14 protein-coding genes are annotated in these 13,888 nt (G+C 71.9%); 5 read left to right on the forward strand and 9 right to left on the reverse strand.

What is annotated here, in order from left to right; all coding sequences use genetic code 11:
• Positions 1–5: 5 nt before the first annotated feature.
• From DFR72_RS39190 to DFR72_RS39215, 7 genes are read right to left on the reverse strand one after another with little or no spacing between them, the layout of a single operon-like run.
• Positions 6–485, reverse strand: coding sequence for a hypothetical protein (locus tag DFR72_RS39190; protein WP_090072136.1), 480 nt, complete (start codon positions 483–485; stop codon positions 6–8).
• Positions 482–2,647, reverse strand: a complete 2,166-nt coding sequence (locus DFR72_RS39195; RefSeq protein ID WP_245983834.1) for a DUF5682 family protein — start codon at positions 2,645–2,647, stop codon at positions 482–484. Before DFR72_RS39195 ends, DFR72_RS39190 begins: the two co-directional genes overlap by 4 nt.
• The gene (locus tag DFR72_RS39200) at positions 2,640–3,725 is read right to left on the reverse strand and encodes an ATP-binding protein (RefSeq protein WP_211335694.1); all 1,086 of its coding nucleotides are present in this window, start codon (positions 3,723–3,725) and stop codon (positions 2,640–2,642) included. The genes DFR72_RS39195 and DFR72_RS39200 overlap by 8 nt, the downstream gene beginning before the upstream one ends.
• On the reverse strand, positions 3,722–5,149 hold the full coding sequence (locus DFR72_RS39205; RefSeq protein WP_090072132.1) for a DUF5691 domain-containing protein: 1,428 nt from the start codon (positions 5,147–5,149) through the stop codon (positions 3,722–3,724). Before DFR72_RS39205 ends, DFR72_RS39200 begins: the two co-directional genes overlap by 4 nt.
• The gene (locus DFR72_RS45195; protein WP_143086977.1) at positions 5,146–5,832 is read right to left on the reverse strand and encodes a hypothetical protein; all 687 of its coding nucleotides are present in this window, start codon (positions 5,830–5,832) and stop codon (positions 5,146–5,148) included. The genes DFR72_RS39205 and DFR72_RS45195 overlap by 4 nt, the downstream gene beginning before the upstream one ends.
• Positions 5,829–6,992 (reverse strand): SWIM zinc finger family protein, encoded by a 1,164-nt coding sequence (locus DFR72_RS39210; protein WP_143086976.1) that lies wholly within the window; start codon positions 6,990–6,992, stop codon positions 5,829–5,831. Before DFR72_RS39210 ends, DFR72_RS45195 begins: the two co-directional genes overlap by 4 nt.
• A gap of 33 nt (positions 6,993–7,025) precedes the next feature.
• Positions 7,026–8,198 carry a homogentisate 1,2-dioxygenase gene (locus tag DFR72_RS39215; protein WP_090072127.1) on the reverse strand — a complete coding sequence of 391 codons (1,173 nt, stop codon included), beginning with the start codon at positions 8,196–8,198 and terminating at the stop codon, positions 7,026–7,028.
• An 81-nt stretch (positions 8,199–8,279) separates the two neighbouring features.
• Here DFR72_RS39215 and DFR72_RS39220 point away from each other — a divergent pair, with 81 nt between their 5' ends.
• The 4 genes from DFR72_RS39220 to DFR72_RS39235 are packed head-to-tail and all read left to right on the forward strand — an operon-like array spanning position 8,280 to position 12,074.
• Positions 8,280–9,143, forward strand: coding sequence for a hypothetical protein (locus DFR72_RS39220; RefSeq protein ID WP_090072125.1), 864 nt, complete (start codon positions 8,280–8,282; stop codon positions 9,141–9,143).
• Positions 9,140–10,303, forward strand: a complete 1,164-nt coding sequence (locus DFR72_RS39225; RefSeq protein WP_090072123.1) for a fumarylacetoacetate hydrolase family protein — start codon at positions 9,140–9,142, stop codon at positions 10,301–10,303. The genes DFR72_RS39220 and DFR72_RS39225 overlap by 4 nt, the downstream gene beginning before the upstream one ends.
• On the forward strand, positions 10,303–10,935 hold the full coding sequence (locus DFR72_RS39230; protein WP_090072121.1) for an IclR family transcriptional regulator: 633 nt from the start codon (positions 10,303–10,305) through the stop codon (positions 10,933–10,935). Before DFR72_RS39225 ends, DFR72_RS39230 begins: the two co-directional genes overlap by 1 nt.
• Positions 10,932–12,074 (forward strand): VWA domain-containing protein, encoded by a 1,143-nt coding sequence (locus DFR72_RS39235; RefSeq protein WP_036016296.1) that lies wholly within the window; start codon positions 10,932–10,934, stop codon positions 12,072–12,074. The genes DFR72_RS39230 and DFR72_RS39235 overlap by 4 nt, the downstream gene beginning before the upstream one ends.
• On the opposite strand, the gene DFR72_RS39240 is transcribed toward DFR72_RS39235, so the two are convergent.
• Together DFR72_RS39240 and DFR72_RS39245 are read right to left on the reverse strand one after the other, a co-directional pair.
• Entirely contained in the window at positions 12,061–12,513 is a 453-nt protein-coding gene (locus DFR72_RS39240) for a hypothetical protein (protein ID WP_090072118.1), read from the reverse strand. The two genes, DFR72_RS39235 and DFR72_RS39240, sit on opposite strands and share 14 nt — an antisense overlap.
• Positions 12,510–12,974: a hypothetical protein gene (locus DFR72_RS39245; RefSeq protein WP_245983835.1), complete on the reverse strand. Its 465-nt coding sequence runs from the start codon at positions 12,972–12,974 to the stop codon at positions 12,510–12,512. The genes DFR72_RS39240 and DFR72_RS39245 overlap by 4 nt, the downstream gene beginning before the upstream one ends.
• Before the next feature lie 78 nt (positions 12,975–13,052).
• Here DFR72_RS39245 and DFR72_RS39250 point away from each other — a divergent pair, with 78 nt between their 5' ends.
• Entirely contained in the window at positions 13,053–13,817 is a 765-nt protein-coding gene (locus tag DFR72_RS39250; protein WP_090072116.1) for a DUF2470 domain-containing protein, read from the forward strand.
• The last annotated feature ends 71 nt before the right edge of the window (positions 13,818–13,888 follow it).

Below are 13,888 nucleotides of genomic sequence, written 5' to 3' on the forward strand. Positions count from 1 at the left end.
TCGCGCTAGTTCGCCGGGGAGCCGTCTTCGCGCGGAGGTTCGGGAGTGGTGTCCGGGACCGCTTCGCGCAGGTCGTGGGCGATCTTCTTGGCCTCGTCGATGAGGTGTTGCGTCTCGTCGAGGCGGCTTTCGTCCGGCGTGGAGGTGAGGAGACTTTCGCCCGACGCGGCAGGGCGGTCTTCGCCCGAGGCGACGGGGCGGTCCCCGTCCGAAGCCGCAAGGCCGTCGCCGTCCGACGCGGTGAGATGCTCCTCGTCAGGCGCGGCCAGGCCGTCTTCGTCCGGCGCGGCGAGACGGTCCTCGTCAGGCGCGGCAAGGCGGTCCTCGTCGGGGGCGGCGGGGCCCTCTTCACCCGGCGCGGCGAGACGGTCCCCGTCCGGAACGGCGAGGCGGTCTTCGTCCGGCGCGGCGAGGCGCTCCTCGTCGGGTGCGATGAGGCGGTCCTCGTCCGAGGCTGCGAGGCGGTCTTCTTCCTGTGCGGTCACGCCTCTGGGATCGGCGGATCCTGCGGTCGTGAAACTCCGGCCATCAGGCCGCGGACGTGGGCGGCGAGGCGTTCGGCGATCTCCAGGTCCCACTCGTCGTCGGCCGCCGGCTGCGGGGTCTCGCCCGCGACGACGCGTTCGCCGAGCAGGCGGCGCTCGGCCGGCGTGAAGTCGGTGACGGCTCGCCGGAGCAGGGGCAGGGCGTCGTCGAACGCCTCGCCGCGCAGGCCGCTGAGCCACTCGTCGATGAGGCCGAAGAGGCGCGGGTCCGCCGCCAGGAGGGTGGCCGACCCGCGCAGGAAGCCTGCGACGAACGCGGTGGCGACCGAGCGGTGCAGGCGGGCGGCCACGTCGTCGCTGGTCAGTTCGCCTGCCTCCCAGAGCAGGCGGGTGGCCCTGCCCGTCGGCAGGCCGTGGGCTTCCGCCTTGACCAGGGCGTGCAGAGCGCGCCACCAGGTCTTCTGGTGGTCCTCGTCGGCTGCCAGGCGGGTGGCCTCGTGGGCGCCGTCCACCACCTGCAGGGCGTGTTCCGCCGTTTCGTCGTCGACGTTGCGGCAGGCGATCGGGAGGCCCACGGCTCCTCGGGTGAGCAGGCCGTGCAGGGCCACGCGCAGCAGTTCCGGGTCGGTGCCCCGGACCGAGCCGTAGCGGACCGTCCTGGCCAGGTCCGGGAGGGCGGCCAGCAGTTCGAGGGCGTCGGTGGCCATCGCGGCGCACCGGTCCAGGGCGTGGCGGGCCTCGGCGACGGCCGCGGGGACTTCGCAGCCCACGGACTTCGTGAGGGCCGCGGCGGCGTCGGCCACCCTCGTGGCGTCCTTGGCGGCCTGGACGAGGACGGTCTCGGCTGCCGTGTGGACGGTGGTGCCGTGGCGCGCGGCGACGGCCACGGACACCGCGAAGATCGGGTCCCAGCGGAGCTGCCACACCTCGGCGAAGGTGCCGAGGGAGTTGGAGCGGTCCGGCTTGCCCCACGGCACGCCCAGGACGTCCAGGCGCTGCAGGAGTTTCGAGCGTTCGCGATCGGTGTCCTTGCGCAGGTCCAGCTTGAGCTGCTTGGGCTGGACGTCCGCGGGAAGGCGGAGTTTGCGTTGCAGGCGCTGGAGATCCGCGGCCAGCGGTGAACGCGGGACGGCCTCGCCCACCTCGCCCAGGCGTTCGCCGACGACGAGTTTGCGGTGGACCAGCCGCAGGTGGATCTCCTCGCCGCCGCAGAGCACGGCGAGTGCTGCCTCGTTGACCTCGCTCAGGCCCGCGCTGGGGCGTTCCCGCAGTGCGGCAAGGGTTTCCGCGAGCCGGACGGCTTCCACCGCGCTCGCCGTCGACGCCGGCAGGTCTTCTTCCCGGAGCACCGCGGCGGCTTTGGCGAACCAGCGCGGGACGACGTCGGCCTGGTGCTGCCAGAGGTGCGCGTACCAGCCCGGGGAGTCGATGCCGGCGCCGTAGCCCGATTCGGCGGCCAGCTGACCGTGGCTCCACGGGACCCAGGTGCCGGAGATCTTGCGGCGGCGCAGGCCTTTGAGCAACGCGGTGTCGGCGGCGACGGTCGGTGTGGCGAGCAGCGCGGGGACGTGCCAGGCGCCGCAGACCACGACTATCGGGCCGTCGGTCTCCTTGCGCGCCTTGCGGATCGTCTGGCGCATGAACGCTTCTCGGCGCAGCGTGCGTTCGCCCACTTCGCCTTCGAACTCCGCGCGCACGGCGACCATGGCCTCGGCGATGGCGTCCGCGAGGTCGAGCGGGTCCGACGCGCTGTGCTCGACCACGTCCTCCCACCAGCGTTCCGGGTCGTCGAAGCCCGCGGCCTCGGCGAGCAGGCCGATCGGGTCGACGGTGCCGCTCGGGCCGTCGTCGCCGATGGACGCCGCGGCCGGCAGGTCGAAGAAGCGTGCTGTGGTGCCGTTCTCGCTCGCGTACTTCAGCGCCTGCCACTCAGGCGAGAACTCCGCGAACGGCCAGAACGCCGCGCTCTCGGGTTCGGTCTCGTCGTGCAGCAGGATCGCGACCGGCGGCGTGAGGGCGTGGACGTGCTCGAGGAGCGCGTCCGCCTCCGGTGGCCCCTCGATCAGGATGAGCGCCGGGCTCGTCTGCTCCAGCGCCCGCTTGACCATCCGGGCCGAGCCTGGGCCGTGGTGCCGGATGCCGAGGAGGACCGGCTCAGTCACCGCTGGCGTCCAGGCAGGCCCGGTAGAGGTCACGCCACTCGGCTCGCTCCTTCAGCACCGTCTCGAGGTACTCCTGCCAGACCGTCGCGTCCGACACCCGGTCCTTGATCACGGACCCGATGAGGCCGCTCGCGAGCTCGTCCGCGCCCAGCGTGCCGTCGCCGAAGTGACCGGCGAGCGCCATGCCGTTCGCGATGACCGAGATCGCCTCGGCGGTGGACAGGCTGCCGCTGGGCTTCTTCAGCTGCGTGCGACCGTCCACCGTGGAGCCGTTGCGCAGCTCGCGGAAGATCCGCACGACGCGGCGCACCTCATCCAGTGCGGGCGGTTCGGCGGGCAGCTGGAGCGCCTTGCCGAGTTGCTGGGCGCGGGTGATGACGATCTCGACCTCGGCGTCCTCGGTCGCGGGCGGCGGCAGCACCACGGTGTTGAAGCGGCGGGCGAGCGCCGACGACATCTGGTTGACGCCGCGGTCGCGGTCGTTGGCCGTCGCGATGACCGTGAAGCCGGGAACGGCCTGGATCTGGGAGTTCAGCTCCGGCACCGGCAGTGACTTCTCGCTGAGGACGGTGATGAACGAGTCCTGCACCTCGGACGGCATGCGGGTGAGCTCTTCGACCCGGACGACCGACCCCTGCTGCATGCCCTTCATGACCGGGCTCGGCACGAGGGCGTTCTCGCTGGGACCCTCGGCGATGAGGCGGGCGTAGTTCCAGCCGTAGCGGACCTGGTCCTCGCTCGTGCCGGCCGTCCCCTGGACCACCAGCGTCGAGTCGCCGCTGACCGCCGCCGCGAGGTGCTCGGACAGCCACGACTTGGCCGTGCCCGGCACGCCGACGAGCAGCAGCGCCCGGTCCGTGACGAGCGTGCCCACCGCGACCTCGACGAGCCTGCGCGAACCCACGTACTTCGGCGAGATCACGGTGCCGTCGGCGAGCGTGCCGCCCAGGACGTAGGTGACCACGGCCCGCGGGGACAGCCGCCAGTTGGGCGGCCGCTGCCGGTCGTCCTGGGCAGCGACGGCCTCGAGCTCGGCGGCGTACTGCTGTTCGGCCGTCGGCCTGAGCACGGCGGTCACTGGGCCTCCTGGGGCGGTGCTGGAACGAACGATTCGCGCAGGCGGATGCGGAGCCGGAGGACCTCCAGTTCCAGGGAGTTCTCCGGCCAGCGACGGGTCAGAGCCTCCCAGCTGGCACCGAGCAGGTCGGCGTCACCCCGCGCGAGCAGCACGGCCGGCGGACGCCCGGACCGCCAGCGCGGGTCGGGCAGGGCGGCGTAGCGGTGCAGGAGCGCTCGGGTCGTCTCCGGCGACCACGGAGCGGGCAGCTGGGCGCAGGCGTGGTCGAGCAGGTCGTAGTGCCAGCCCTTCGACACCGCCACGACCGCCTGCTCGGCGACCTCGGCGGGCAACGCGGCCAGCATCTCCAGCTGCTCCATGCCGGTCAGCGTCTCGGCGGCGGCAACGGCCCACGGACGCGGGTCCTTCGCTGCGGCGAGCTGGTCGGCGACACCTCTGAGCAGCGCGCCGGCCCACGGCCCCCGCCGGAGGATGCCGGCGGCCTTGTCGTCGTCTGCCTTGAGCGTCGAGGTCCAGTACGACGGCGGAACACTCGCGGCCGCGGCCCGGATGCGGCCGGCCACACCCTTCTCGGAACCGTCACGCATGAGGTCGCGCAACTCGGCCGCGTCGGGCTGCCCGGTCCAGAGCTCGTCGGGCCGCACGTCGAGCCCGTCCGCGGTGAGGCGCAGGCCGTGACGCAGGCGGTGGGCCGCACGAGCGGCGAGGCGCGTGCGCCCCAGGTTGCGCAGGAGGCGGAGGGCCTCGTCGTGGACGCCCGCCGCCTTGTCGTCGAGCGCGGCCTCCAGCAACCGCTCGTCCTGCGGGCCCAGACCCGTCTCGAGGGCGCTGATCAGCACCTGGCGGTCGGCCGAGCGGCGGGACCCCACGAACTCCCGCGCGATGAACGCGCCGACCTGGGCCGGATCCGTCTTGCGCTTGCGCCGCAGCGCACGAACTCGTTGCGCGCTGGGCAGGTCGAGGACCTCCTCCAGCGGGACCTCGTCCACCAGCGGGGCGGCACCACTCGCCCAGGACCAGCCGGGACGGGTGTTCGCGAGCCAGCGGCCCCTCGTGCCGAGGACCTCGACCACCGCGGACCGCAGCCCCGGACGGGCCGTGCCGTGGGCGAGCAGAGCCGGGAGCATGCGGTGCTCGGCCACGACGCCGTTGGCCTTGGCCAGAGCGCACCACTCGGTGAGCAGGACCTCGTCGTCGAGGCTCATGATCGCTTCCAGGACCGCTCTGGCGGCCGGCCTGGGGAGGGCGGCGGACTCGGGCGGGGCGAGCGGCAGCGGCTCGGCGGTGGCCTCCTGCGGGAGGGTGGCGCCGAACGCGGCCACGCCGAGGGCGGCGCAGTCGGACAGCAGGGCCGTCGGGTCGCCGCCGCCTCTCGTGGTGCCGATGAGGAGGTCTTGGACGGTCTTGGACCACTCGTCCTTCACGCCGCCTCCCTGGTGTCGAGGGAGGGGGTGGGTGGCGTGGCGGTGGGGTGGCCGGCCGCGGTGAAGCGGGGGCGGGCTGACGTGGGGAGGAAACGGGCCGGTGGTGCGGTCGGGGCGCGGTCAGCGTGGGCTGACGTGGGGAGGAAACGGGCCGGTGGTGCGATCGGGGCGCGGCCAGCGTGGGCTGACGCGGGGAGGAAACGGGCAGGCGGTGCGATCGGGGCGCGGCCGCGGCGAGCCGACTCGCCCGGGGTGACGAGGGTGCGAGCCGGGAAGCGGTGCGGGCGGGCCGGTAGCACAGCCGTGAGGTTCCGCAGGCGGACCGACCCGGCTGGCTCCCGACAGGAGCAGACCGGTGTGGCGGGCTGACCGGCGGCGAGGCAGGGGCGGGCGGACGCGGGGAGGAAGCAGGCCGCCGGTGCGGCCGGGATGCGGTCGGGGCGAGCCGACTCGCCCGGGGTGACGAGGATGCGAGCCGGGAAGCGGTTCGGTAGCGCGGCCGTGCGGCGCTGCGGGCGGACCGACTCGGCCGAACGCCGGCGCGAAAGGCCCGGCTCGGCCCGCTTCACGCGGGCGCCGACCGGCGGCGCAACCGCGATGCGGCGGAAGCGGGTCGGTGGCACGGCCTCGAAGCAGATGCGGGCTGTCGGACGGCGCGCGGCTGTGGCGGGCGGGGTGGTCATGCGACCACCTCCAGGGTGCCGTTCAACGACACCGCTCCCAGCCGGAGTGCGTGGCCGTCCCACAGGCCCCAGGCGTCGAACGGCAGGCCGCCGGTCAGCGCCAGGGCCATGTCGAGGCCCGTGTCGTCGCGGACGGGCAGGCCGTGGCCGGAGGTGTCGACCAGCGTGGCGCCGTGCAGCCGGACCGAGGTGCAGCCGAGCGGGAAGAGGCGTTGCCACGGGTCGGCGGTCAGCATCGGCTCCAGGGCGGCGAGGGACGCTCGCCACGACGGCGGGGCGGGGACCGGGTCCGGGGTGCGGGAGCCCTCCAGTTCGCCCAGGGCCACCCTGTCCGAGGCCGGGTAGGGGTGGACCAGGGCCGAGGACTCCAGGCCGTGTGGCAGCAGCGGAACGGGGGCTCCTACGGCGGAGTGGCGGATCGCCACCACCCAGCGGGACGTCTGGCGGCCCCAGCACCACTGGCGGACGGTGCGGACCCGGCCGTCGTCGGTCTCCAGGCGCAGCAGGGCCACCCAGCGGTCGGAGATGCCCGGCGAGGCCTTCACCGTCTCCTCGGGGACCGTGACGCCCAGGCGGGTGCGCGGCTGCACGAAGCAGAGCAGGTGCAGGCCGCCGAGGCGGTCGGCCACGTCGGCGGTCCAGCGGGGGCCCGAGCGCGACACGATCTCCTGGATCTCGGCCACCGCGGAGGCCACGCCGGGGACCTGCGCGTCGATCATGCGGGCGGTGAACGCCTGCCACCACGAGGCGGGGCGGCCCGGCAGGGAGGCGATACCGGCGGACGCCACGTCCAGGAGCCAGTCGCGCAGGCCGTCGATGCCCGCGGACATGGCGGCGGCCCGGTTCGCCGCCGTCTTCTCGCGGGAGCGCACCCTGCGGGCGACGGCCTCGGGCGAGGAGTCGAGCTCGCGGGTGGCGCGGCGGGCGGTCCACTCCTGCACCCAGTCGGGCGGCAGGGCGTCCGGGATGTCGAGCTCCTGCAGGCTCACGGCGTGCTTGCAGGGGAACTTGCGGGACGGGCACGTGCACTTGGCCGAGCCCGCGGCCAGGTCGACGCACACGCGGTACGGCATCGAGCCGGAGCCCGTGTAGAGGCCCCACAGCACCGGCAGGGCCTTGCCCAGGCCCTGCCAGCGCATCGGAACGGCTCTTGTCCTCACGAGACCAAACTAGCGAGGACCTCCGACAGAAAATCAGGCCGGACCGCGACGGGCCCACGTCCACGCGTACGCCGGGTCCTCGGAGGCCTCCGCCGCCTCGCCCAGTTCCAGGGGGCGGAAGGTGTCCACCATGACCGCGGTCTCGTCGAAGTAGTCGACGCCCAGGGACGCCTCCACGGCACCGGGCTGCGGGCCGTGCGTGCAGCCGGACGGGTGCAGCGACAGCGAGCCGATGCCGATGCCCGAGCCCTTGCGCGCCTCGTAGTTGCCGCCGACGTAGAACATCAGCTCGTCCGAGTCGACGTTCGCGTGGTTGTACGGCACGGGCACGGACAGCGGGTGGTAGTCGACCTTGCGCGGCACGAACGAGCACACGACGAAGTTCGGGCCCTCGAACGTCTGGTGCACGGGCGGCGGCTGGTGCACGCGGCCGGTGATCGGTTCGAAGTCGCGGATGTTGAACGCCCACGGGTACAGGTGCCCGTCCCAGCCGACGACGTCGAACGGGTGGTTCGCGTAGGTGAAGCGCGTGAGCCCCGCACGGTGCCGCACGAGCACGTCGACGTCGGTGCCCTCGACGAGCAACGGCTCCTCGGGCCCCCGGATGTCGCGCTCGCAGTAGGGCGAGTGCTCCAGGAACTGGCCGGCCTTGGACAGGTAGCGCTTGGGAGGCCCGACGTGCCCGGTCGCCTCCAGCACGAGCAACGACATCGGCGAGGACGGCACGACCCGGTAGGTGCACGAGGTCGGGATCACGACGTAGTCGCCGTCGCCGACCTCCAACGCCCCGTAGATCGTCTCGATGACGCCCGAACCGGCCTGCACGTACAGCAGCTCGTCACCGAAGGCGTTGCGGTACAACGGGGACGGCGCGCTGGCCACCACGAAACCGATGGTCACGTCGGGGTTCGAGAACAGCTTGCGCCGCCCGGTCACGGCGTCGACATCGTCGGAAGCCCAGGTCAGGTCGGTCGTCTTGAAGTGCCGCGGCTTCAGCGGCAGGTTCGGGGAAGCGGTCCCGCGCTCGTCCTTCACCGTCTCCGCGTTGACGATCGCGGTGGGCAGGTACCGGTGGTACAGCAGTGCCGAATCCGCCGAGAACCCCTCGACTCCCATGAGCTCTTCCGCGTAGAGGCCACCGTCCGGTTTGCGGAACTGGGTGTGGCGCTTTCGGGGGATCTCTCCCACCTGGCGGTAGTAAGCCATGAGTGCTCTCCGGGTCCTTCCGATGCGTTCGATTATCGGACATCTTTGTTCAGTTGGCGGTACACGGCTAGCGTGTCAGCCGTGTCAAGCGCTGTCGAACTCCGTGCGCCCGGTCCGCGCGGTACCCCGCCCCTGCTCGCGAGGCTTGTGGACGATGCCGCGCTGTTCCCTCCGGGGAGCGCGTCGATGCCCGACGCGGTGCGCGGTCACCTCGACGGACGAGTCGGCGAGTGGGCCGGCGTCATGGGTCTCTTCCTCTGTCCTGCCTCCCGTCTCGCCGAGCTGATCACCGAACTGATCAAGGTCAAGCCGGCCAAACCGATAGCACTGAGCCTCGTGATCGACACCGGCCTCGGCGGCGTGCCGAAGGCCGTGTCGATCGTCGAGAGCCGCAGTGAGCTCCTCGCTCTGCGCATGGTCGAGATGCCCGCACCGTCCGATGTGGACGAGGTGTGGCTCGAGCGCGTGTCGGAGTTCGTCCCCGAGGACGTCATCCGCGTCGTCGAACCCCGCCGCGGCGGTGCCGAGTGGCTCGACGGCGTCCGCCGGGTCATCGAGCACGGCAGCTGGCCCAAGCTGCGCTGCGGAGGGCTCTCCCAGGAGAACTTCCCGAGCGTCGAGGAGGTCGGTGACTTCCTGAGCGTCGTCAGCGGCGGCGGCGTCGCCTTCAAGGCGACGGCGGGCCTGCACAAGGCCGTCCGCCACACCGACGAGCAGGGCTTCACCCACCACGGCTTCCTGAACCTCCTCGTGGCCACCGCGCGGTCCCTCAGCGGCCGCGACGTCCGCGAGGCGCTCGCGAGCACCGACGCCGAGGCTCTCACCGCCGAGGCCAAGGCGCTCAGCGACCAGGCCGCGCACGCCGTGCGAGGCGTGTTCGCGAGCTACGGCTCGTGCTCGCTCTCCGAACCCGTCACCGACCTCGAGGGGCTGGGCCTGCTGTGAGCTGGATCAGCGACCCGAACTTCACCGAGGACCAGCCGTTCGGACCGCAGACCCTCCCCTACGGCGTCGTCGACGGGGGCGTGGCCGTCCGCGTCGGCGACCGCGCGTTGCTCCTCAAGAGCCTCGCGCTGGGCAAGTGCAGCGAGTACCTCCAGGAGGACTCGCTGGACCCGCTGCTGGGAGCCGGACGCCCGATCTGGAGCGTGCTGCGCGCCAAGCTCAGGGAGATCGTCCAGTCGAGCTCGGCTCCCAAGGGCGCGGAGCTCGTCGGGATCGAGACCGCGAAGCTGCCGTTCACGGTCGGCGACTACGTGGACTTCTACAGCTCCCGGCACCACGCGGAGAACGTCGGGAAGATGTTCCGCCCCGACGGTGACGCGCTCACGCCGAACTGGACGCACCTCCCGATCGGCTACCACGGCCGCGCGGGCACGGTGTACGTCTCGGGCACGGAGATCGTCCGCCCGAACGGCCAGAAGCGCGGCAGCGACGGCCCGAAGTTCGGTCCCTCCGAGCGCCTCGACATCGAGGCCGAGGTCGGCTTCGTCTGCGGCGGCCCGAAGGCGGCCAACGTGTCCACCAGCAGGGCCGCCGAGCACGTCTTCGGCGTCACGCTGGTCAACGACTGGTCGGCACGCGACATCCAGGCCTGGGAGTACCAGCCGCTCGGCCCGTTCCTGGCCAAGTCGTTCGCCACGTCGATCGGCGCGTGGATCACGCCGCTGGAGGCGTTCTCAGTTGCACGCGTCCCCACGCCGCCGCTGCCGAACAAGCTGCACGACTACCTGACGTGCGACCAGCCCTGGGGCCTGGACATCACGATCACCGTGGAGCTGAACGACACGATCGTCGCGCGGCCTCCGTTCCGGGAGATGTCGTGGTCATTTGTGCAACAGCTGGCACACATGACGGTGAACGGGGCTACGGTGCGCCCAGGTGATCTGTTCGCCTCCGGCACGGTCTCCGGACCGGAGAAGGACGAGCGCGGCTCGTTCCTCGAACTCAGCTGGGGCGGCAAGGAACCGTTCAAGCTCGACGACGGCTCCACGAGGTCCTTCCTGGAGGACGGCGACACGGTCAAGCTGACCGCGACGGCCCCCGGGGAAGGTGGCTCGGTGGTCGGACTCGCCGAGGTGGTGGGAACAGTTCGGAGTGCGTGATGGTCGGAGCGACGAAGGAGAGCTCGCTGACCCTGGAACGGGGTCTGGCGCTGCTCCAGGCGGTCGCTGAGGCGGAGTCCGAGGCACCGTCGATCTCGGAGCTCGCCAACGCCATCGGCGCGTCCAGAGCGGCCGTGTACCGGCTTCTCGTGCCCCTGCAGGCGCGCGGTCTCGTGCGCCGGGAGGGCTCGAAGGTCAGGCTCGGCCTGGGCGTGCTGCGCCTCGCCTCCAACGTCCTCCCCCAGCTGCGCATGGCGGCCAACCCGGCGTTGCGCGAGCTCGCCGAGAAGGTCGGCGCCACCGCGCACCTCACGGTCGCGGACGGCACCGAGGCTCAGGCCGTCGCCGTCGTGGAACCGTCGTGGACCGCTTTCCACGTGGCGTACCGGGTGGGTTCCCGCCACCCGGTGCACCGCGGGGCGGCCGGCAAGGCCATCTCCCACCCAGGCGAGCCGTGGGTCGTCTCGGCCGGTGAGCTGCAGCCGAACGCGTACGGCGTCGCGGCACCTGTGCGCGGCGTGCCCGGCCTCAGGGCGTCCGTGGGTGTCGTGGCGCTGGAGAAGCTCGACGCGGACGTCATCGGCCCTCACGTCGTGCGTGCGGCCGAAGAAGTGGCGGCCGCGCTCAAATGACCGAAGAGCGGCTACGGCGCTGGCGGTTGCTCCTGGGCCCGAGCGCGGAAGACGTGTCCGAGCTGGGCGAGGACGACCAACGGCGTGATGGCGCGCTCACGGGTCTGTACGGCGGTGGCGGTGATCGCGGTGCCGGTCTCGGCGCCAGCTCCCCGCAGCTGCACCGCTGGCTCGGCGACGTCCGCAAGTACTTCCCCACCTCCGTCGTGCAGGTGATGCAACGGGACGCGGTCGAGAAGCTCGGCCTCAAGCAGCTGCTGCTCGAACCCGAACTGCTGCAGTCGGTCGAGCCGGACGTGAACCTCGTCAGCACCCTGCTGCAACTTTCGCGCGCCATCCCCGCCCGCACCCGCGACACCGCGAAAGCCGTGGTGCGCAAGGTGGTCGAGGACATCGAGAAGCGCCTGACGGACCGGCTGGTCGAGGCCGTCCGCGGCGCGGTCGACAGGTCGCGGCGCACCAGGAGGCCGCAGTTGCAGGACGTCGACTGGGCGACCACGATCAAGGCGAACCTCAAGAACTACCAGCCGCAGCACAAGACCGTGATCGTCGAGGACCTGATCGGGCACCGCAGGCGCAGCCGGACCGCGGCGATGCGGGACGTGATCCTGCTGGTCGACCAGTCGGGCTCGATGGCGGAGTCCCTGGTGCACGCGGCGGTCCTGGGTTCGGCGCTTGCGAGCATCCGGTCGATCTCGACGAAGCTCGTCGTGTTCGACACCGAGGTGGCCGACCTGACCGACCAGCTCAGCGACCCGGTGGACCTGCTGTTCAGCGCCCAGCTCGGCGGCGGCACGGACATCAACCGCGCGGTCGCCTACGCGCAGACGCAGGTCCGCAGGCCTGTCGACACGGTCGTCGTGATCATCAGCGACCTGTACGAGGGTGGTTCGGAGACCGAGCTGCAGCGCCGTGTCCGCGAGCTGGTCGCGAGCGGCGTCACGGTCGTGAACCTGTTGGCGCTCAGCGACTCCGGCACACCCGCCTACGACCACGAACTGGCCGCGAAGCTGCACGCGCTGGGCGCACCCGCGTTCGCCTGCACACCGGACAAGTTCCCCGAGCTGCTGGCGGCCGCGCTGCGCAAGGACGACCTCACGCAGTGGGCAGAGGCCGAAGGCATCGCTACCGGTCGATGACCCGTCCGCGGGTGAGGAACGCGAGCCCGCGCGTCATCGCGACGACTCGTCCGCGCTCGTCCGGGCCGGCGATCCACATCCGCCCCGTGTGCCGCACGAGAACCCGGGCCCGTTCGGGGAGTTCGGGCAGCCGCAGGTGCTTCTCCGAGTCCTCGACCCGCAGGTAGGCCTGCCGCCCGATGCGCCGGCCCGGCACGAAGCTCACCGACACCGGACGCCACGGGAACCGCTCGATCAGCTCGAGGGTGCCGCGGCGGGTGAGGAAGTGCCGCAGCCCCGGTGCGGCGAGTTCCAGCACCACGGGCACGGACAGCACGATGAGCCAGAGCCAGCCGATGAAGAGCACGACGCCGAGCGCCGCGAGCGCGAAGAAGATGTGGCCGACCGCGCGCCGGTCCGCCCGCGCCAGACAGGTGTCGCTCCAGTTCTCGATGATCATCTCTGCACACGCGCCGGGATCAACCGCGGTACTCCTCGGAACGTGACGAAGGTGTTCCCGGCGGAATCCGGTGGCACGAACCACACACGCCGGTGACGTGCGATCCGTCCGCGAAGCAGAGGACCGACGCTCAAGGTCAGCAACAGAGGCGGCGACGACAACACGACCAGACGCCCTCCTTCCCACTTCACATGGGCGAAATGCCACGGTTCGCCTTCCGGTAAACGCACCGGACGCTTACGTGTCACCCACCAGAGCACGGCCGCGGCGAAGAAGAGCAGCACCAGCGCCACCGGTGAGGACCAAGACCACACCAGTACCAGCACGAACTGGAGCGCGAAGGCCGCGCCCGCGAGCACCGTCCACACCAGGGCACGGCGGCTCGCCCGGTCCACGCAGTGCCGGGTCCACCGATCGTCGAGCGCCGTCACCTCGGTGGACGGCTTGTTGGGCACGACCACGCGTCCAAGGTACAGGTGGAGCTTCCCTTGGAGCGCAAAGCTAAGTTAGGCTTGCCTAACATTCGAGGAGGTGCAGCGGTGACCGACACCCAGATCAAGCGCCCACCGGCGCCGCACGCCGCAGAACGCGCTCGCACGATCGCGGCTCGCCACGGTTCCGCCGCACTGCTTCCTCAGTCCGGATCGCGCACCAGCCCGTTGTTCCACCACGTGCACCCGTGCGGAACGACGATCCTGCTGCTCGCCGACGAACACCCGCTGGTCGGGCAGCTGTGGCAGACGCCGCGGACCGAGGTGACGGCCATGCTGGAGATCGCCGACCAGGCTCCCGTGCAGTTGCGCGAACCCGTGCGCGGCCTGCTGTGGCTGACCGGCTGGGTCTCCGCGCTGGAGGGCGAGGAGGCGCGCGAGGAGATCCTCGCCGTCGCCGACGTGCGCCCGGACCACCGGCTGCTCGACGCGGGCCACGGCGCCTCGGTGCTCAGGCTCACACCGGCGTCGATGGTGATCGCGGACGCCGAGGGCACCTCGTCGATCAGGCCGGAGCAGTTCGCGAGCGCGACGCCGGACCCGTTCTGCCGCAACGAGGACAACTGGCTGCGGCACCTGGAGGCCGCGCACCGCGACGTCGTCGGCCAGCTCGCCCGCCACCTGCCGGAGGAACTGCGGAGCGGCAACGTGCGGCCGCTCGGGCTCGACCGGTTCGGGTTGCGGCTGCGGGTCGAGGCGGAGTGCGACGACCACGACGTGCGGATCGCGTTCTCCAAGCCGGTCAGCACGGCCCAGGAACTCGCCGCGGAGCTCCGCCGGTTGATGGGCTGCCCGTTCTTGTCCCAGAGGTGATCCAACGCTGCAGGTAGCGTCTGGCGGGTGACCTTGATCCACGCCGAAGAGAAGCGCGGTTACCAGCTCGA

It is taken from the genome of Lentzea flaviverrucosa, assembly GCF_003350445.1.
In the GTDB taxonomy this organism is placed as follows: domain Bacteria; phylum Actinomycetota; class Actinomycetes; order Mycobacteriales; family Pseudonocardiaceae; genus Lentzea; species Lentzea californiensis.

Coding starts and splice junctions, on each gene's coding strand:
- DFR72_RS45195 (WP_143086977.1), bottom strand. CDS start 5,832: ATGACCACCCCGCCCGCCACAGCCGCGCGCCGTCCGACAGCCCGCATC.
- DFR72_RS39215 (WP_090072127.1), bottom strand. CDS start 8,198: ATGGCTTACTACCGCCAGGTGGGAGAGATCCCCCGAAAGCGCCACACC.
- DFR72_RS39230 (WP_090072121.1), top strand. CDS start 10,303: ATGGTCGGAGCGACGAAGGAGAGCTCGCTGACCCTGGAACGGGGTCTG.
- DFR72_RS39235 (WP_036016296.1), top strand. CDS start 10,932: ATGACCGAAGAGCGGCTACGGCGCTGGCGGTTGCTCCTGGGCCCGAGC.
- DFR72_RS39240 (WP_090072118.1), bottom strand. CDS start 12,513: ATGATCATCGAGAACTGGAGCGACACCTGTCTGGCGCGGGCGGACCGG.